The organism is Streptococcus sp. 2020WUSS084, from assembly GCF_044427445.1.
Lineage (GTDB): Bacteria > Bacillota > Bacilli > Lactobacillales > Streptococcaceae > Streptococcus > Streptococcus suis.
The window spans coordinates 1-19918 of sequence record NZ_JAOTGC010000019.1 but is presented as its reverse complement, the minus strand read 5'-3'; the positions used below and the strand labels follow the sequence as shown (position 1 = coordinate 19918).

The window sequence follows — 19918 nt, the reverse complement described above, 5'->3', positions numbered from 1 at the left end:
TAATAGGGCAGTTAAAATGAAAAGTTAAAGGAGCATTAACGAATGAAACGTATTGCTGTTTTGACCAGTGGTGGTGACGCCCCTGGTATGAACGCTGCTATTCGTGCAGTTGTTCGCCAAGCAATTTCAGAAGGAATGGAAGTTTATGGAATCAACGAAGGTTACGCAGGTATGGTTGCGGGTGATATCCATGAATTATCTGCACGTTCTGTAGGTGATATTATTTCACGTGGAGGAACATTCCTTGGTTCAGCTCGTTATCCAGAATTTGCCAAATTAGAAGGGCAACTTAAAGGGATTGAGCAATTGAAAAAACATGGTATTGAAGGTGTAGTTGTTATCGGTGGTGACGGTTCTTACCACGGAGCAATGCGCTTGACGGAGCATGGTTTCCCAGCTATTGGTGTACCTGGTACCATTGACAACGATATCGTGGGGACAGATTTTACAATCGGTTTTGACACAGCTGTAACAACTGCCATGGATGCGATTGATAAGATTCGCGATACTTCATCAAGTCACCGTCGTACTTTCGTCATTGAAGTAATGGGACGTCATGCAGGTGATATCGCTCTTTGGGCTGGTATTGCTTCTGGTGCAGATGTTATCGTTGTTCCAGAAGAAGACTTCAATATCAACGATGTTGTTGATCGCATTAAAGCGGGCTACGATAAAGGTAAGAAACATAGCATCATTGTCTTGGCCGAAGGTGTTATGCCAGCGGCACAGTTTGCTGAAGAATTGAAAGCAGCAGGTGATACGAGTGATCTTCGTGTGACAGAACTTGGTCATATCCAACGTGGTGGTTCTCCAACAGCACGTGATCGTGTACTTGCTTCTCGTATGGGAGCTCATGCCGTTAAATTGCTTAAAGAAGGCCGTGGTGGTCTTGCGGTAGGTATCCGTAACGAGCAAATGGTTGAAAATCCAATTCTTGGAACTGCAGAAGAAGGTGCCTTGTTTAGCTTGACTACTGATGGCAAGATTGTAGTTAATAATCCGCATAAAGCAGATTTGGAGTTGGCTGATTTGAACCGTAACTTGTCAATCTAGGTATCATTGTTTAAAAGTGTTAATTAAGGGTCATATGACCATTGAAATAAAAGGAGTTTTGTTAAGATGAACAAACGTGTTAAAATTGTTGCAACCCTTGGTCCAGCGGTAGAAATCCGCGGTGGTAAAAAATTCGGTGACGATGGTTACTGGGGTGAAAAATTGGATGTTGAGTCATCAGCACAGAAAATTGCTGCTTTGATTACAGAAGGTGCCAATGTTTTCCGTTTCAACTTCTCACACGGTGACCACCAAGAGCAAGGTGATCGTATGGCAACAGTTCGTCGTGCAGAAGAAATCGCTGGTAAAAAAGTAGGTTTCTTGTTGGATACAAAAGGTCCAGAAATCCGTACAGAATTGTTTGAAGATGATGCAAAAGAATACGCATATACAACTGGTGACAAATTGCGTGTTGCTACAAAACAAGGTATCAAATCTACAAAAGAAGTGATTGCCCTGAACGTAGCAGGTGGTTTGGATGTCTTTGATGATGTTGAAGTTGGTAAGCAAATCCTTGTTGATGATGGCAAACTTGGTTTGACAGTTGTTGAAAAAGATGCAGTAAACCGTGAATTTGTTGTTTTGGTTGAAAACGACGGTGTAATTGCTAAACAAAAAGGTGTAAACATCCCTTACACAAAAATTCCTTTCCCAGCTCTTGCAGAGCGTGATAATGCAGATATCCGCTTCGGTCTTGAGCAAGGTTTGAACTTTATTGCTATCTCATTTGTACGTACTGCAAAAGACGTAGAAGTTGTTCGTAACATCTGTAAAGAAACTGGTAACGATCACGTTCAATTGTTTGCGAAAATCGAAAACCAACAAGGTATCGACAACATCGACGAAATCATCGAAGCAGCAGATGGTATCATGATTGCTCGTGGTGACATGGGTATCGAAGTACCATTTGAAATGGTTCCAGTTTACCAAAAAATGATTATCACTAAAGTGAATGCAGCTGGTAAAGCAGTTATCACAGCAACAAACATGTTGGAAACAATGACTGAAAAACCACGTGCAACTCGTTCAGAAGTATCAGACGTATTCAACGCAGTTATCGACGGTACTGACGCAACAATGCTTTCAGGTGAGTCTGCAAACGGTAAATATCCAGTAGAATCAGTTCGTACAATGGCAACTATCGCTAAAAACGCACAGACTCTTCTTAATGAATATGGTCGTTTGAACTCTGATCAGTTTAATCGTGCCTCTAAAACAGAAGTTATTGCTTCTGCAGTAAAAGACGCATGTCACTCAATGGACATCAAACTAGTTGTAACAGTTACAGAAACAGGTTACTCAGCTCGTTCGATCTCTAAATACCGTCCAGATGCGGACATCTTGGCAGTAACATTTACTGAGAAAGTACAAAAATCATTGATGCTTAACTGGGGTGTTATTCCAATTGTAACAAAACGTCCAGATTCAACTGACGATATGTTTGATTTGGCTGAACGTATTGCCAAAGAGCAAGGTCTTGTTGAAGCAGGAGATGACATTATTATCGTTGCTGGTGTGCCTGTAGGTGTTGCAGGTTCAACAAACACTATGCGTGTTCGTACAGTAAAATAATAAAAAGGTCCGCTTGGACCTTTTTGTAATAATTAGAGAATAAGTTAAATACGTGCTGTTATAGATTTTTTGTCTCTAAATGATTTTGGGGTGTTGATATAAAAAATAAATAAGAGTAAGAATAACTTGTTCAAAGAATATAAATATAAATGGAGGAACGATGAGAATTCAAGAACGATTTTCTTTAAGAAAGTCAGCAGTTGGATTGGTTTCTGTATCTTTACTATGTACTGCAATCTATGCACCGACTGTTGTTGCTGACACAGTTACTACAAGAGAAAATCTAACGATTGAGGAATTACAAGAAAAAGAAGAGGCGTCTACTGAATCAGAAAAATTAAGCTCTTTAGATGATTCTAGCTCTGAAATTGTAGAGAAAGTAGTAGATAACATCCCATCATCTATTGGTGCTGAACGAGAAGTTGCGGTAGAGATGAAATCGGACAATGGGGACGAGAATGCAGTTTCTAGAGACGACATAGAAGTTACGACAAATGAGCAAAATCAGATAGAGGTTGCTGAGACAAAAGAAATTTTGAATCAGACCAGTTATAAAACGGAGAGTGGCGAGCAACGACAAATTGTATGGGCCTATGGAATTACTCCTCCTGTAATGGAACAAAAAGGTGGTTTTGTAAAGGAAAAGTATGGAGACTATTTAAACTATACAGCGCCATTTGAGGCAGGAAAAGGCTATTATGATACCAATAAAAGTCTCAATGCTTCATTTATTGACCTTAACCTATGTTTTGCGGCCGTGTCTTCCAACATGGTACATTGGTGGTTGGAACAAAATAGTTCCTATGTTGAGCGATATCTCAAAGAAAAAAAGGGTACAGTAAATGTTGAAGAAAACTACGCAATAACGGACTTACGGCGCTATATTAATTCATTCCAAAATCAACAAAATAGTCGAGTTTTTGATATGTTCAAAACTTACTATGGTTATCGTACAAATGGTTTTGTATCAGATGCCTTGGTTGACTTGTTTATTAACGGATATAAACCTAAGGCACAGGGCGGTGTCAATCTGGAAGATAGCCAGTTAGTACCAGATAGTAGGGGTGGCTTTTTCTACGACGTTTTCAAAGAGAAAAAACTGACAAATCGTATTTTCAGTGGTAGCTATGAGCGTTTTGGTGAGGATGTTCGAACTGTTTTGGAAAGCAAAGGATTACTCGGCTTAACTTATAGAACATTAGGTTATGCAACGCATATTGTGACGGTATGGGGTGCTGAGTACGACAATCAAGGTAAGATTAAGGCTGTCTATATCACAGATTCTGATGATCAACAAGAACAAATCGGCTTGAAGCGTATGGGAATCACTCGTGATGCTTCTGGAAATCCACGTTTGAATAATCATGTGAAAAATAATTCAGCTGGAGCGCTTTTGGATTATGTCCATACAATCCGTCTTGGTCAAGACTTATGGGAAGAATATTTCAATCCGCTCGCAAAAGCCAAAGAAATAGCTAGTCAGATACTAGCTGATAGAAAGAAGGCGTTGGTTCTGTCTATTCAAGGACAATCTGAATTGCCAGAATCAATGCGGCTGATTTATCTTGAAAAACTAAATAATCTCTATAGTCAAGGGATTCTATCTATTCAAAAGGCAGAAAGTTCTGAGATGCTAAGTGGTGCATTGGAAAATGGTTTAAATAGTTTAAAGAGTTTAGATTTTCCTATTTCAGAAGTTGGAAATGCTTTGGCACCAGATTTACCAGTAGGTGATCGCTCAACGGTTTCAGATGTTGATTCTCTATCATCTCAAGAAACAAGTTCCACAAATTTGGAAGTAGACACAGAGAATGCAGGTCTTATTGCAGATGGTGCCGATCAATTGCATTTTCCAGTGGAGGTCCAAACGACATCTTCTGTAGAGGCTGAGGGAGATAATGTTTTTGAACAAGAGGCAGATACATTGCCAATAATTATTGAAAACAAGGATGAATTTGGTTCAGAACTATCAAGAAACATGCAAACGTCAGAAACGGATTCGCTAGTAGTAGCTGTTGAAGAAGATGTGAAAAATGATGAGGTAGCCCAAGTTGAAGAGCTTCTTGAATCAGAAAAAGTTGAAAATCAGAGTTCGGAACTTCTGTCAGACACCCTAATCGTAGATGGTGCAAATGACAAAGAAGAAGATAGAGTGGAGGCGGTTGTTTCTGAACAACCAGACTCAATACCACATCAAAATGTAGAAATCTCTCCTGTAGAACTAACGAATGTCGAAACTGAATCTGTGGTCACTCCTGTTAATGATGCAGCTACTCCTCATGGTTCCCCGATGTATATAGATAATTCCGTAACTGAATCTGTAGCTACTCCACTTGAAAAAGACTCCATTCAAGCCGGAGAGACAGAAATTGCAGAACCAACCTCGACCGAATCAACTAGTGTTGAAGCTGAACTTGTCGACAATTCTGAAATCCATTCAGCTACCTCTTCAGTTACTCCCCGTGGTTCCTCGGCATATGTAGATAGTTCCACAACTGAATCTGTAGCCACTCCGCTTGAAAAAGATTCCATTCAGACCAGAGAGATAGAAAATGCGGAACAAACTTTGAGCGAACCAACGAATGCCGAAGCTGAATCTGTAGCTACTCTGCTTGAAAAAGACTCCATTCAGGCTGGAGAGACAGAAATTGCAGAACCAACCTCGAGCAAATCAACTAATGTCGAAGCTGCATCTGTCGACAATTCTGAAATTCATGCAGATACCTTTCTAACTGCTGTTTCATCAGTCAATCTGGATAATCCAGTGATTGAACCAGTAGCTATCCCCCTTATCGGTTCTAAGAGGGACACGAATGCAGAAGTGGAAGTTTCTTCATTATCGAAAAGAGAGGTTAGAAAACCAAATACTGAAGGGCTAATCTCTGTTAAATCAAAAATTATTAAGAAAGAATTGCTAGAATCAAGCTTAGCAGAAGCAGGGTCTCCATTGCTAGAAGCCATCATTGCTCAGTCTTCAAACTCAAATAGTACTGAGATAGGTATGAGCTATCAGAATACTGTGTTATTAGAGTCTAATAATACAGAGCGTCAGGTGTCTAAAGCAGAAATTGTTATGGAACACAAGGAGACAGAGTTGGTTGAAACGGTTTCATCTGCTTCTGAGCCTGTAGTGCTCGTAGAAAATATCTCACAAACCTCAAATAATACTATTGAATCTGGTAAGAATATGGGAGTTCAATCTCAAGCAGGTGCAAAACAAATTTTAGGCGTAGAACAATCTTCGAAAGTAAGTACACCTACTTCAAGACAGATTATGGGAGTCGGTCTATTGACTCTTGTTCTTGGTAGTGCTTTAGGTTTGTTAAAGAAAAGACGTAAGTAAAAGAAGTATCGTCATTTAGTTTTTCTTTTATTACTTCGTTAACTCGCCTTGCCTAACTCCAGTTATGCCTGCGGCTCGTTGCCTAGTACTAAAAGTAAACTAAAAGACTATATTTTCAACGAATTAGTTTTTTAAGTGAATCAGTTCCTATAGTTGCTATAACCTGCTATAGATAATCCTTTAATAGTTTGAGACTAGAATGGTAGTATTCTAGATAGAAATAAGCAACGAGGTTCCCCCGTTGCTTATTGTATTTATTGATTGGATAACAACTAGTCTTAGTATCTACATTTAAAGGGTTAGTAGAATCTAAACTTATTGTATCTTATTTTTTGAGAATATATCTATTTGGAGAATATGGTGTACGGTCAAAGTTTGTTTCTTGATTGAGAATTTCTTTAGCAATTTGCCAACCGATAATTGGGCCATTTGTCAGGCCGGTAGAGCCTAGACCACTAGCTACCCAGACATTAGGCATATCCTCAATATTTCCGTAGAATGGTGAATAAGTTGAAGTGTAGGCGCGCGTTCCAATGCGAGTTCTGGCTACAGGATAGTTTGCCAAATCAGGCATGAATTCAGCTATTTTATCATGCATGGCTTGGATTTTTTCAGGGTCTAGTTCTAAATCGTACCCCATATCATCTTCATGAGTTGCACCAATAATGATTTTTCCATTTTCAAATGGTAGGATGTCAATCTCTCCGTAAGGCATACAAACTGGCCAATTATCGGTATCGAATTCTGTATCTAATTCTAACAATTGTCCTTTTTGTGGTCGAACATCCACTTGATAACCAAGAGGTTCAAGAATATGTGGCAACCAGGCCCCTGTGGCTAAGATAATATGGTCAGCAGTAAGCACTTGATTATCTACTTCGACAGTATGGTTGTCGAGCAGTTTTGCTTGTCCGTAGATACGTGTACCACCATTTTTCAAAAATTGTTCCTGAAGAATATCAATCAAACGCCCACCATCAATACGACCGCCACCTTCTAAATGGATACCAAAATAGTCTGGTTTAAGTAGTGGCAGGTACTGGTTAATTTCGGAGCCTACAAGCGGAGTAATTTCGCCAATAGTCGGAGTATCTATGCGACGTTCTTCGGCAATTTTTTGGATTTTATCAAGTAGTTCAGGCTTACTTTTTAGGCCGATGGTTCCAGTCTGTTTGAATGGAATTTCAGTAGCACCCGATTTTTCCAAATCGGCTACCAATTGACGGTAGAAAACAGCACCATCGGAAGTCAGCTTGTACCAGTCTTTATTTTTTTTCTGAGCCATCCATGGGCAGATGATACCTGCGGCAGCTCGTGTGGCTGTTCCAATACCTGAATCAATGAGAGTAAGATTGACTTGTTCTTCTTGGGAGAGATAAAAGGCTGCAGTAGAGCCGACAATTCCTCCGCCTATAATAATAACTTGTTTTTTCATAAGTTAATTATATCACAAATTCAGAAGTTTATTTATTTTTTTCAACATGATACAATAGAAAATAAGAAAAATTGAGGAGTTCGTGTGTCAGATATAATGTATCCTGAGGTCCTAACCGTTGGAAGTGGGGCCGTAAAAGTTGCAACAGTCGGAGATAGTTTGACTTATGGATATGGCTTGGAGAATCGTGAAAAAGATGCCTATCCTTGTATTCTAGCTGAGAAACTTGGTCATCACTATCAAGTTTCAAATTACGGATTGAGTGGGCGTTCACTTCAGTCAACTGCAGATTTTCCATACTTTAAAGAGAGGAATGCCCAACTTTCACTTGAGAGTGAAGCAGATATTGTCATCATCATGATTGGTAGTAACGATAGCCGAGGACCATATTGGAATAGGGAGAGATTTATTCGAGAGTATAGGGAAATGGCAGAGCAGTATATGGTTTTATCAAGCCAGCCAGATGTTTATTTAGTCATCCCGCCTTACGTACCAACCAGTCGTTTTGGATTGAATAATCAAATTATTGAAGATGAATTACAAAAGATTATCCCAGCTATCGGAAATGAACTTGGTTTACCAGTTATTAACCTTTACACTGTGACGGAGGGACATCTTGAATACTATAGCGATGGTCTTCATTTGACACCGCTAGGAAATCAAGTTATTGCTGAAGAGATTTACCAGCATCTCAGACACTAATAGCTCTAAATTGTGGTATAATACTAGTGAAATGGAGAGATTATGGTAAAAAGAGATTTAATAAAACAAATCAGTTTATTGGTCTTATTGATTTTTGGAATCATTGGCCTACGATTTTGGTTACTTGAGCCAGTCACGATTACCCCTGAGATGGCAAATAGTTATTTGAAGGAAAACGACTTTATCATGACGGTGCGAAATGTCCGCCCGATTCATGGAGATTTTATTTTGTATAACCATGAGGGAAAAGAGTATGTGAGTCGTGTGATTGCATTGGAAAACGAGACGATTACCTATATGGACGATGTTCTCTATCGTAATGATATTATTGTTACAGAGAACTATTTAAAAACGCCTCATTCACAAGAAAGTTATACAGATGACTTTACATTGGAAACCTTGACAAATGGAAAGTACAACGTCATTCCAGAGGGGCACTATTTGGTGTTGAATGATGTACGAACGAATCAACAGGATAGTCGTAGTTTTGGTTTGATTTCTAGTGAGGATATTGTTGGTAGACTGACTTTTCGGATTAGTCCACTTTCAGAATTTGGTTTTATTAAGACAGGGCTGGTTCAGTAGAATCAGCTTTTTTTATTGTGTTGATACTCTTCGAAAATCAAAATTATCCGTTGTCAACTTGCCTTGATGAACTCCAGTTCTATCTTCGGCTTCGTTTCCTAGGCTACTTTTGATTTTCATTGAGTATGAGATGACTGGATCTGTATTTTGAAATTAGACTAGACCAATTAAAATGTTGACAAGGATGAAATCTTGTTATATACTGATTTCACTGGTCTTTTTAGATATAAATTAGACTAGACCAATTTTTAAAGAAATGAAAGCCGATGTTAACAAACATCGTAGGTGATATGTATGTGTGGAATCGTTGGTGTTGTAGGAAATACAAACGCAACTGATATTTTGATTCAAGGACTTGAAAAATTAGAATACCGTGGTTATGATTCAGCAGGTATTTTTGTGACGGGTGGTGAGCAAGCTCATCTTGTGAAAGCTGTTGGTCGCATTGCAGAATTGTCTGCAAAAGTTGGCGATAAGACCGAAGGGACAACAGGGATCGGTCATACTCGTTGGGCAACACACGGGAAACCAACTGAGAACAACGCTCACCCTCACACTTCTCAAACTGCTGGACATATCCTTGTTCACAACGGTGTGATTGAAAACTATGCAGAAATCAAGGAAGAGTATCTTGCGGGTCATGACTTGAAAGGTCAGACAGATACAGAGATTGCTGTGCATTTGATTGGTCAATTTGCAGAAGAAGGTTTGTCAACTCTAGAAGCCTTCAAAAAAGCATTGAAGATTATTCAAGGTTCATATGCCTTTGCCTTGATTGATGCTACAGATGCAGATACTATCTACGTTGCAAAAAATAAATCTCCACTTTTGATTGGTTTGGGGGATGGCTATAACATGGTCTGCTCAGATGCCATGGCTATGATTCGTGAGACGAGTGAATACATGGAAATTCACGATAAGGAATTGGTTATCGTGAAAAAAGATAGTGTTGAAGTCATGGACTATGATGGCAATGCCATTGAACGTGGTAGCTATACAGCAGAACTTGACTTGTCAGATATTGGTAAGGGAACTTATCCATACTACATGCTCAAGGAAATTGATGAGCAACCAACTGTTATGCGTAAATTGATTAGCGCCTATACAAATGAAGCTGGTCAGGTAACAGTTGATGCGGATATTATTAAGGCAGTACAAGAAGCTGACCGTATCTATATCTTGGCTGCTGGAACTTCCTATCACGCAGGATTTGCCGCAAAAGACTTCTTGGAAAAATTGACAGATACACCAGTAGAGTTGGGAATTTCATCTGAGTGGGGTTACAATATGCCACTTTTGAGCAAAAAGCCACTCTTTGTCATGATTAGCCAGTCAGGTGAAACTGCTGATAGCCGTCAGGTATTGGTTAAAGCTAATGAAATGGGCATTCCAAGTTTGACCGTAACCAACGTTCCTGGTTCTACCCTATCACGTGAGGCAACTTACACCATGTTGCTCCATGCAGGACCAGAAATTGCGGTAGCTTCTACAAAAGCCTACACTGCACAGATTGCGACTTTGGCAATCTTGGCTAAGGCTGTCGGTGATGCAAATGGCAATGCCTACGCGAAAGAATTTGACTTGGTGCATGAATTGTCCATCGTAGCTCAATCTATCGAGGCCAGCTTGTCAGAAAAAGATGTGATTGCTGAAAAAGTTGAAAAACTCTTATCAACCACTCGCAACGCATTCTATATCGGTCGTGGTAGTGACTACTACGTTTCTATGGAAGCCAGCTTGAAATTGAAAGAAATTTCCTACATCCAGTGTGAAGGCTTTGCGGCAGGTGAATTGAAACACGGTACCATTTCATTGATTGAAGACGGTGTTCCTGTCTTGGCTTTGATTTCAAATCATCCACACCTTGCAAGCCATACTCGAGGCAATATTCAGGAAGTAGTAGCGCGTGGTGCCAATGTCTTGACAATTGTAGATGAAGCAGTAGCTAAGGAAGATGATGACATCACTATTACAACTGTTCATCCATTTTTGTCAGCGATTGCTATGGTCGTTCCGACACAGTTGATCGCTTACTATGCGACATTGCAACGCGGTTTGGATGTTGATAAACCACGTAACTTGGCTAAGTCTGTTACTGTTGAATAAGAAGAAGGAAGGCATGGATTTCCAGCCTTCTTTTTGCACTATTGAAAAAATATACAAAATTTTGTTAAATTTATTAAAAATTCTGAAAAATTCTTTGAAATTAAGGATATTTTTTGATATACTAGAGCCTAATCATTCTTTTAGGAGAGCTCTATGGATTATGTTTTGGAAGTTCTGCCCAGTCTACTAAATGGTGCAGCAGTCTCCTTGCAAGTATTTTTTCTAGTATTGATATTATCCTTGCCATTAGGAGCTGTTTTCGCTTTTTTAATGCAGATTAAATTTAAACCCTTACAATGGTTATTGCATTTCTATGTATTAATTATGCGAGGAACCCCCTTGCTTTTACAATTAATTTTTGTTTATTACGTTTTACCAAGTGTGGGTATTACATTTGACCGAATGCCTGCTGTGATTCTGGCCTTTACGCTCAACTATGCGGCCTATTTCTCTGAAATTTTCCGTGGTGGTATTGAAGCTATTCCAAAAGGTCAGTATGAAGCTGCTAAGGTATTGAAATTTACCCCTGTTCAGACCATTCGCTACATTGTCTTACCGCAGGTTGTGAAAATTGTTCTGCCAAGTGTTTTCAATGAAGTCATGACTTTGGTAAAGGATACTTCTTTGGTCTATGCACTTGGGGTTAGCGATTTGTTGTTGGCTAGTCGTACTGCGGCCAATCGTGATGCCAGCTTGGCACCTATGTTTATCGCAGGTGCAATCTACCTATTGATGATCGGTGCGGTAACACTGATTTCTAAACAAGTAGAAAAGAAATTTGATTATTATAGATAGGAGGAAGTCATGTTAGAGTTACGCAATTTGTCAAAACGCTTTGAAGATAAACAGATTTTCTCCAACTATGATTTGGTCATTCCAGAAGGGAAAATTGTTGCCATTGTTGGTCAATCTGGCGGTGGCAAGACAACTCTTTTACGGATGTTGGCTGGTTTAGAGACTATTGATTCAGGAACTTTGATGTATAATGGTCAAGAACTGCCATTAGAGGAGTTGGGAAAACGACATTTGCTGGGCTTTGTCTTCCAGGACTTCCAGCTTTTCCCGCACCTATCCGTATTGGAAAACTTGGTTCTCTCTCCTATGAAAACGCAAAATATGTCGCGTTCAGAGGCGGAAGACAAGGCCCTTAAACTCTTGGATACTCTTGGACTTGCTAACCACGCAACTGCCTACCCATTTTCATTATCGGGCGGACAGAAACAACGTGTGGCTTTGGCGCGTGCGATGATGATTGATCCTGAGATTATCGGCTATGATGAACCAACTTCGGCCCTAGACCCTGAATTAAGAAAAGAAGTTGAGAAACTGATTCTTGAAAATAGGGCTACTGGAATCACGCAAATTGTGGTCACCCATGATATGCAGTTTGCTGAGAATATCGCAGATGAAATCATCAAAATTGAACCGAAACACTAAGAAAAGGAACAAATATGATGATGAATATTAAAAAAATGATGCTTGGAGCTCTTGCTCTTGTAACTTCTTTGACTCTTGCTGCTTGTGGCTCCAATGATTCGGCTACTAAGTCTGATAATTGGACAGCCTACGAGTCTGAAAAATCCGTTACGATTGGCTTTGATAAGACCTTTGTTCCAATGGGATTTGAACAGACAGATGGTTCTTACACAGGTTTCGATATTGACTTGGCTAATGCAGTCTTTGAAAAATATGGAATTACTGTAAAATGGCAACCAATTGACTGGGACTTGAAAGAAACTGAATTGAATAACGGGAATATTGATTTAATTTGGAATGGTTATTCTATTACAGATGAGCGTAAGGAAAAAGTTCTTTTCACAAATCCCTACATGGATAACCAACAAGTTCTTGTAACTAAAAAATCTTCCAATATTAGCCAAGTATCTGATATGAAGGATAAGATTTTAGGTGCGCAAGCAGGTTCATCTGGCTATTCAGTATTTGAATCACAACCAGCTATTTTGAAAGATATTGTTCAAAATAACGATGCAAGTCAGTATGCGACCTTCAATGAAGCCTTGATTGACTTGAAAAACGATCGTATTGATGGCCTTTTGATTGACCGTGTGTATGCAAATTATTACTTACAACAAGAGGGAATTATCGCAGATTACAACATCATTGATGCAGGTTTTGAAAATGAAGCCTTCGCAGTCGGTGCTCGTAAATCAGATACGACACTCGTAGAAAACATTAATAAGGCGTTTGCTGAATTATATAAAGAAGGTAAATTCCAAGAAATCTCCCAAAAATGGTTTGGTGAGGATGTTGCAACCGATGCAGTAAAAAAATAATAATGTAAGAAAAAGTGACTGAACAAGACATCCATGATGGTTACGCCCTCATCCACAGAATAATGAAAAGAACTCGTGAAAACGGTGGGGGTGTACACCAATATCATTAACTTAAGATTCTACGAGGCTGAGCAAAAAGCTCAGCGCCACTTCTCGGAGTTCGTGTCAACATCTCAGCGCAGTGGTTGATTGGCTTACACAGTCCGGGGGACTGTTTAAGGTTGGAGATAGGATTTGCAAAGCAAATCACAGCAGTTCGTGTTTTACACTCCAAATCTGACCTATACGACTGATGCGAACAGAGTTCACTTCATCTCCAACCTCCAACAGTCACTACTCTGACTGTTGGAGCTATACGGGGGTGGGAGTGAAACAGTCTGGGGATAGACTGTTTCAGCTCAACAACTTAAAACGAAAAATTGTTGATAAACTCTTTTTCGTCTGGTCGAGTTCTTATACGAAAACTCAAAAGAATGCAGAAACTCCCTCCCTATGATAGAATCAAAGTGAAACAATTTTTATATTAGGCTACTAGCTCGTCCCTAGTAGTCTTTTTTGTGCTAAAAATTCAGGATACGTTATCTGCTCTTTCAAGAGGATATAAGCTATTTTTAATAATTGATGTGCAAGGGCAATTGTTGCTTTTTGTGAACCACGCCGACTTTGAATCTGATAAAATCGGTCTGCTAGGGGACTTCCTTTTTGATTCCTAGCCGCAAAAGAGGCTTAGCATAGACATTTCTTCAAATAAGAATTACCATGTCGAATCTTGGTACTTCATTTTTTACCAGCACTCTCATTATTACCTGGACAGAGTCCAGCCCAAGAAGCTAAATGTCCAGATGTCGGAAACTGACTCATGTCAACTCCAACCTCAGAAATGATAACAGAAGCTGTAATGACATCAATGCCTGGGATGGAATCCAATATTTCTACATGGTTTTCATATTGTGATAGATAGACAGTAATTCGCTCTTCCAACAACTCAATATGCTTCTGATAAAAATCATAAATCTCTAAGGACTGCTTTAACATAAAGCGATGATGGTCAGAGAAATAGCCATCCAAGGCTTCCAGAAGCTGCGGCACTTTCTTCTTCAAGCTGGTGTAAACTGATTGATGGACAATGCGAGGTGTGATAGGCGTCCCATCAACCAGTAGCTGAAGGAGATTGCGACCAGATAGCTCCATTATATCTTCGATATAGGTTGTTAGCTTGATACCACCTGACTGAAGAATTTTATGGATACGGTTTGTTTCTCGATTGCGACTTTCCACATAATGTTTTCGTTGTCTGGTCAACTCCTTCAATTCTTGAATGGTTTCATCGGGAACGAAACTCCGAGGAAGCAGACCAATCCGTGTTAATTTGGCAATCCAGTGAGCGTCCTTCTTGTCGGTTTTCTGACCTGGAATAGCCTTCATATGAGCTGGTTGAGCGAGTATCAGCTCGAAGTCATCACAGAGAGCATGCCAGACAGGTCGCCAATAGACACCGGTGCTTTCCATACCAACAGCTTCCACATGAAATTGACTGAGAAAATCGTGGCAAGCACGTAGGCCTTTAGTCGTTGTATCAAATGTAGCCATCTCACGCTTTGGACGAGTTGAGGTGAGTGGTCCATGTAGGATACAGACGACAATATTGGCTTGATGGACATCAATACCTGCACAAGATTGATAGAGAACCTCCATGATAATTCCCTCCTTCTAAAAATTAGAGAGCTTATCTACCGAATTTTAGTCGTATTTTTATACTCATGCCTATCGCATATTTTGGGGTGCTCGTCAGTAGAGTGAGTTAGTTTTTCCCGCGATGACTAACATCATTAACTCGTTAACCACAAAGCCCTCACTAAGATTATACACCTAGTGAGGGCTTTATGTTCGTTTTCATTATTCTGTGGGTGAGGGCTGAGCCATCATGGATGTCTTTCCCACTCCCTAGGAACTTTTTATTATATGACTTTTAGTCCATCACAATCCATAAAGTATGTGACAAATGAACCGAGGATGGGCAAAAAATGGTCCTATAATTTCTGTAGCGGGTAAAACCACTATGGAGCCTTTTAAATGTAAAAGCCATATGACCTATAATGAAAAGCGACAAAACTTACATTAGAAAGAGGTCATATAGAATAAATCAAGAGTTAGGGGAGTGACTCTTGATTCCTGAGCCTAGAAATAGAAAAGCGAAGATCTTATCACAAATTTTCTTGGAATAGAAGACAAAAATATCGCTATCATGACTGAATATGATGTGGAAACTCACTTAGATTGTGTGTCTCCAAAATGTCTTGCCTGAAAGGGACAAATAGTGAAATACAACTTCCAAAGAGCATCTAAAATCCTTTGCTTAGAAGCAGCTGATAATCCTCTCTCCTTATCCATCTTAGAAAGCGTCGGTTCAAGTGTAAAGGATGCGGGAAAATGGTTGTCGCTGAAATTCACTTATTAAAAAAATGACCAAATCTCTGTTGCTATTAACCAGAAAAAACCCCAATTACTACTCGTTGAGAATCAAGCAATGAGTAAGCAATGTTCACCTGATACTATTGTCATCAAGGATAGCTTTTCTATCCTATTCGGAACTATAAAGTAAGAGTTTTTGAAGGGGGTAGATATTGGTTGCATGTATTGAAAAACTTGTGGTTCCATGGTTTTTAAAGTTACTCTATCTGGCTATATTTTGAACTATGTTATTACACCAGTTTCTGATTATGTAGTGAATTGCTTGTTGGAAGGCTATCAGTAATCTGTGATTTTAGCAGATTTAGTCAGGAGTTTAAAGACAACTTGGAACAGAAGGATAGAACATGGAAGGAGTTAATTAGTATAACAAATGGAGATTATTAGCCATGAGGCGAACCATTGAAACTCGTTTTCTGAATCATACGCTTTGTTTGATATAGAACAAACCTTTGCCAGAGGACTGCTCGGATTACAGCTACGGATTGAACAAATCCTACTTATCTACAATCTAAGCTATTTTGACTTTAACTAGTAGCACGGGTAAAAAAACTGCCTAGTTCAATCAGAACTGGGCAGTACTTATTTTACATTCTAAAAAATGGATTGAAATTTTTCTCATGTCCAACGCTGGTATTTTGACCATGACCTGGATGGACAGTATAGTGATTTGGCAGGGTAAAGATATGTTCTCTGATGCCAGTAATCAGGTCATCAAAGTTGCTGGTTGGCAGGTCTGTGCGTCCCACAGTTTCACGGAAAAGTGCGTCTCCAGTGATGACACATTCATCCTCTGGGAAGATAAAGGAAACACCACCAATAGAGTGACCTGGTGTTGGAACTACCTTGAAATGAAAACCGCCAAACTGGTAGTCTTCTTGGTATTGGAAGATTTTTTCAGCAGGTCGGCAGACTACATTTTCCATATCATCATGACGAGGTAGACCTGATAGATTCATCTCTGGTGTGTAGAGCCAGCTGGCTTCACTTTCAGCCACATAGACAGGCGGGAAATTGTAGGTCTCACGCAGGATGTCCAAACTCATAATATGGTCATAGTGAGTGTGAGTCAGGAGAATAGCCGCAATTGGTTTTCCGATTTTTTCGATAGTTGTTTGAATTTTTGTCCAGTCACTCCCAGGGTCAATGATAATCAGATGGGTATCATTTTCAAGGTAGTAGGTATTTTGAAAAGCGACAGGATTGACAGATTTGTGAATAATCATTCTTTTTCCTTCTTCTAACAGTTACTGATGTTACTAGTCTAACAAAAAAACACGTCTTCTTCATGGAATTTGTTTGGAGCTTTTTCCATGAGAGGGAATATGCTATAATGAACAGTATGAAAGACACAAGAACAAGCAATCGGTATGCCGTTGTAGATTTGGAAGCAACTGGTACAGGTACCGATGCAAAAATCATTCAAATCGGGATTGTTCTCGTTGAAAATGGAGAAATCATTGACAGTTACGCAACGGACATCAATCCCTATGAGCTACTGGATGACCATATCAAGAATCTGACAGGTATCACAGACCAACAGCTAAGTCAGGCTCCAGATTTTGGTCAGGTAGCAAGTACCATTTATGACATGATTGGAGATGCTATATTCGTCGCCCATAATGTCAAGTTTGATGCCAATCTCTTGGCAGAAGCACTCTTTTTTGAAGGCTATGAACTGTTGACGCCACGTGTAGATACGGTGGAATTATCACAGCTATTTTTCCCGACTTTTGAAAAATACAGCTTGGGAAATCTTGCAGAGCATTTGGAACTTGGTTTGGACCAGGCGCACACGGCCATATCAGATGCCATGGCTACGGCGCGCTTGCTCATCAAAATTCAAGAGAAAATAAAGAGCTTACCCAGGTCTATTGTTGAAAAGATTCTTGATTTGGCGGACAATCTGCTCTTTGAATCCCGTCTGGTCATTGATGAAATGGTGCCTGTTCTGTCAGAAAACCTATCATACGATTTAGAATCTATTCATGGCTTGGTCTTGAAAAAGCCAGAAGAAATCAAGTCGGTCTACCGATTATCTGAAGATTTTTCGACCAATATTGCCCTTCTCGGCTTGCATGAACGCAAAAAACAAACTGCATTTGCTCAAGTAGTAGAAAAACGCTTGGCTGACGAAGAAAAAGTGCATTTTATACAGGCACAGGCAGGCTTGGGGAAGACTTACGGTTATCTCTTGCCTTTACTTGCTAAGTCAGACCAGCCTTTATTGGTCACCGTACCGACCAAGTTCCTTCAAGAGCAGATTATGGAAAAGGAAGGGAGCAAGCTTAAAGAGATATTTCGTATTCCCATAGTCTCTCTAAAATCGCCCAAGCATTTTATCAAGTTAGACAGCTACTGGAGAACCCTGCAGAGGCAGGATGATAATCGCCTGGTCAATCAATTCAAAATGCAGGTGCTTGTCTGGTTATGCGAAACCACAACAGGTGATTTGGATGAGCTTAAGCAGAAACAACGCTATCAAGCCTACTTTGATGAGATTGCCCACGATGGGAAATTGGAGACTGAAAGTCTTTTTTGGGGCTTGGATTTTTGGCAACGTTTGAACCAACAAGCTCTCTCTAGTAGATTGCTCATTACCAACCACGCTTATTTTCTCAACCATCTTAAGGATCAAGACCCTCTCATGGATAAGCGTCTGGTGGTGATTGATGAAGCTCAAAAGTTTCTCTTGGCTGCTGAAAATCTAGCGACGGCTTCGCAGGATTTGACAAGTATGTTACAAGTATTGCAAAGTAAAAAGGACAGAGCGACGACTATTTTGGACCAACGCTTGTATGAGTCTTGCCAGTTTGAACTCAACCATTTTTTGAGTCGTTTTCGCCAGCATGGTCAACGAGAGGTTCAAAAGGCTGAACTTCATCAACTTGGTCAGAACCTGGTGGAGCTTGGAGATGTTGATTTGACCGACCTGCATCAGCTCATAGACTATTATGATACTTTTTGGTTGGAGGAGAAAAATTTAGAAGAAAAGCGGCTTGCCTATTTGCGGGGTTCCAAGGACAGCCTCCTAAATGCGACCAGCTACCTGCCTGATACCAAGATTTTCTGCATCAGCGCCACCTTGACCATCAGCAAAAAGGTCAGTCTGGCGGATCTGCTGGGCTTTGAGCAGGTCACCTTGGATTTGATACCGACTCAAACTGTGACCAACCAGCAGTTGCTTTTTCCGACTCATCTCCCCGACATCCTGGCTTGGACCAAGGAGGAGCATGCAGCTTATTTGGCTACTACTTTAGGAGAAATAGCAGAGCTGGGACGACCGATTTTGGTCTTGTTCACATCGATTTCTCTGCTCTTGCTGGTGTCGGATTTGTTAGAAGACAATAACATTCCCCACCTAGCCCAGCACAAGCATGGACAGGAAATGACTCTCAAACGCAAATTTGAACGAGGGGAATGCCAAATTTTACTCGGCACAGGCGTATTCTGGGAGGGAGTTGACTTTGCCAGCCAGGACCAATTGATTCAGGTCATTACAAGGCTCCCATTCGACAATCCCAAAGACCGTTTTGTCCAGAAAATCAATCACCATCTACGTGAAGAAGGGAAAAATCCATTTTACGATTACAGCCTGCCTATGATGATGATTAAACTCAAACAAGCCATCGGGCGTACCAATCGTCATGATAAACAAGATTCACTAGTCTTGGTTTTGGACCCGCGTGTTCACACCAAACGCTATGGACGGCAAATTCTATCCTTCTTTGAGAAAGATTATTCAATGCTAAGTGTGGATGCGAAAGAAATAGAAGGAGCTATTCAAGATTTTTTTGAATAAGTTGAAAGGGAGTGAGAAAGAACTCGACTGGTCTAAAAAGAGTTCGTCTTCTCACCCCCGCACAGTTGATTAGGTCAGATTTGGAGTGTAATACACGAACAAATCTGCCAATCAACCCCTGCGCTGAGATGTTGACACTAACTCTGAGTAGTAGCCGCTGGGCTTTTTGCCCAATGTCATTAAGTTAAGCATTTAAGTAGCTAAAGAAACTATTCTCGTCTGAGCAGTTCATGACAAAACGGGAATAGTTTTTGTATTTAGGGCGCACAAAAAGGAGGTTTTTTAACCCAATTTTTCAACTATTATGTTACTCTATAAGTGAAGCTTACAGGTGCCTTGCTTTTTATCTTTCTTTGGAAGGTTCGATTGGGTCGGACGATGGATAAATGTTTGGCAATGTAAGTTTCCAATTGGAAGGAAGTGAGTTCTTCTCTAAGAAATTTTCGACAGGCATAAACAGCGTCTGAAAAACAAATTTTATAAGCCTGTTTTAACTTTGATGTTTTAATAGCAACGTATGAGGTTAGCCATTTACAAACATTAAAATTGATAAAGCG

The 19918-nt window shown here is 40.0% G+C and carries 12 protein-coding genes and 3 pseudogenes; 11 read left to right on the top strand and 4 right to left on the bottom strand.

What is annotated here, in order from left to right:
• The first annotated feature begins 42 nt into the window (after positions 1–42).
• The 3 genes from pfkA to ide-Ssuis all read left to right on the top strand — a co-directional run bounded on the left by pfkA (position 43) and on the right by ide-Ssuis (position 5968).
• The gene (gene pfkA, locus ODU50_RS09245; protein WP_024381452.1) at positions 43–1053 is read left to right on the top strand and encodes a 6-phosphofructokinase; all 1011 of its coding nucleotides are present in this window, start codon (positions 43–45) and stop codon (positions 1051–1053) included.
• A 66-nt stretch (positions 1054–1119) separates the two neighbouring features.
• A complete protein-coding gene (gene pyk, locus ODU50_RS09240; protein ID WP_044754844.1) occupies positions 1120–2625 on the top strand; it encodes a pyruvate kinase in 1506 nt (501 codons plus the stop codon).
• A gap of 160 nt (positions 2626–2785) precedes the next feature.
• Positions 2786–5968, top strand: a complete 3183-nt coding sequence (ide-Ssuis, locus tag ODU50_RS09235) for a host-specific IgM cysteine endopeptidase Ide-Ssuis (RefSeq protein WP_105153559.1) — start codon at positions 2786–2788, stop codon at positions 5966–5968.
• Between the two features lie 325 nt (positions 5969–6293).
• Here ide-Ssuis and ODU50_RS09230 read toward each other — a convergent pair whose 3' ends face one another.
• Positions 6294–7403 (bottom strand): FAD-binding oxidoreductase, encoded by a 1110-nt coding sequence (locus tag ODU50_RS09230; RefSeq protein ID WP_105151261.1) that lies wholly within the window; start codon positions 7401–7403, stop codon positions 6294–6296.
• Positions 7404–7487: 84 nt separating this feature from the next.
• Here ODU50_RS09230 and ODU50_RS09225 point away from each other — a divergent pair, with 84 nt between their 5' ends.
• The 6 genes from ODU50_RS09225 to ODU50_RS09200 all read left to right on the top strand — a co-directional run bounded on the left by ODU50_RS09225 (position 7488) and on the right by ODU50_RS09200 (position 13090).
• Positions 7488–8105 (top strand): GDSL-type esterase/lipase family protein, encoded by a 618-nt coding sequence (locus ODU50_RS09225; protein ID WP_044759147.1) that lies wholly within the window; start codon positions 7488–7490, stop codon positions 8103–8105.
• Between the two features lie 42 nt (positions 8106–8147).
• Positions 8148–8690 (top strand): signal peptidase I, encoded by a 543-nt coding sequence (lepB, locus tag ODU50_RS09220; protein WP_024413843.1) that lies wholly within the window; start codon positions 8148–8150, stop codon positions 8688–8690.
• A 294-nt stretch (positions 8691–8984) separates the two neighbouring features.
• Positions 8985–10796 (top strand): glutamine--fructose-6-phosphate transaminase (isomerizing), encoded by a 1812-nt coding sequence (glmS, locus tag ODU50_RS09215; RefSeq protein WP_105120931.1) that lies wholly within the window; start codon positions 8985–8987, stop codon positions 10794–10796.
• 153 nt (positions 10797–10949) lie between these two features.
• Complete coding sequence (locus tag ODU50_RS09210; RefSeq protein ID WP_002940990.1) at positions 10950–11591, top strand: amino acid ABC transporter permease; 642 nt, start codon at positions 10950–10952, stop codon at positions 11589–11591.
• Positions 11592–11600: 9 nt separating this feature from the next.
• A complete protein-coding gene (locus ODU50_RS09205; RefSeq protein ID WP_009909533.1) occupies positions 11601–12233 on the top strand; it encodes an amino acid ABC transporter ATP-binding protein in 633 nt (210 codons plus the stop codon).
• A gap of 26 nt (positions 12234–12259) precedes the next feature.
• Complete coding sequence (locus tag ODU50_RS09200; RefSeq protein WP_024390310.1) at positions 12260–13090, top strand: amino acid ABC transporter substrate-binding protein; 831 nt, start codon at positions 12260–12262, stop codon at positions 13088–13090.
• 531 nt (positions 13091–13621) lie between these two features.
• On the opposite strand, the pseudogene ODU50_RS09195 reads toward ODU50_RS09200, so the two are convergent.
• Positions 13622–14785 (bottom strand): annotated as a pseudogene (locus ODU50_RS09195) (IS110 family transposase).
• Positions 14786–15335: 550 nt separating this feature from the next.
• Here ODU50_RS09195 and ODU50_RS09190 point away from each other — a divergent pair.
• Positions 15336–15623, top strand: a pseudogene (locus ODU50_RS09190) (ISL3 family transposase); the annotation flags it as partial.
• A 523-nt stretch (positions 15624–16146) separates the two neighbouring features.
• Here the strand turns inward: ODU50_RS09190 and ODU50_RS09185 are convergent.
• The gene (locus ODU50_RS09185; protein ID WP_105153560.1) at positions 16147–16785 is read right to left on the bottom strand and encodes an MBL fold metallo-hydrolase; all 639 of its coding nucleotides are present in this window, start codon (positions 16783–16785) and stop codon (positions 16147–16149) included.
• A gap of 107 nt (positions 16786–16892) precedes the next feature.
• Here ODU50_RS09185 and ODU50_RS09180 point away from each other — a divergent pair, with 107 nt between their 5' ends.
• Entirely contained in the window at positions 16893–19361 is a 2469-nt protein-coding gene (locus ODU50_RS09180; protein WP_398581401.1) for a bifunctional DnaQ family exonuclease/ATP-dependent helicase, read from the top strand.
• A 302-nt stretch (positions 19362–19663) separates the two neighbouring features.
• Here ODU50_RS09180 and ODU50_RS09175 read toward each other — a convergent pair.
• Positions 19664–19918 (bottom strand): annotated as a pseudogene (locus ODU50_RS09175) (IS4 family transposase); the annotation flags it as partial.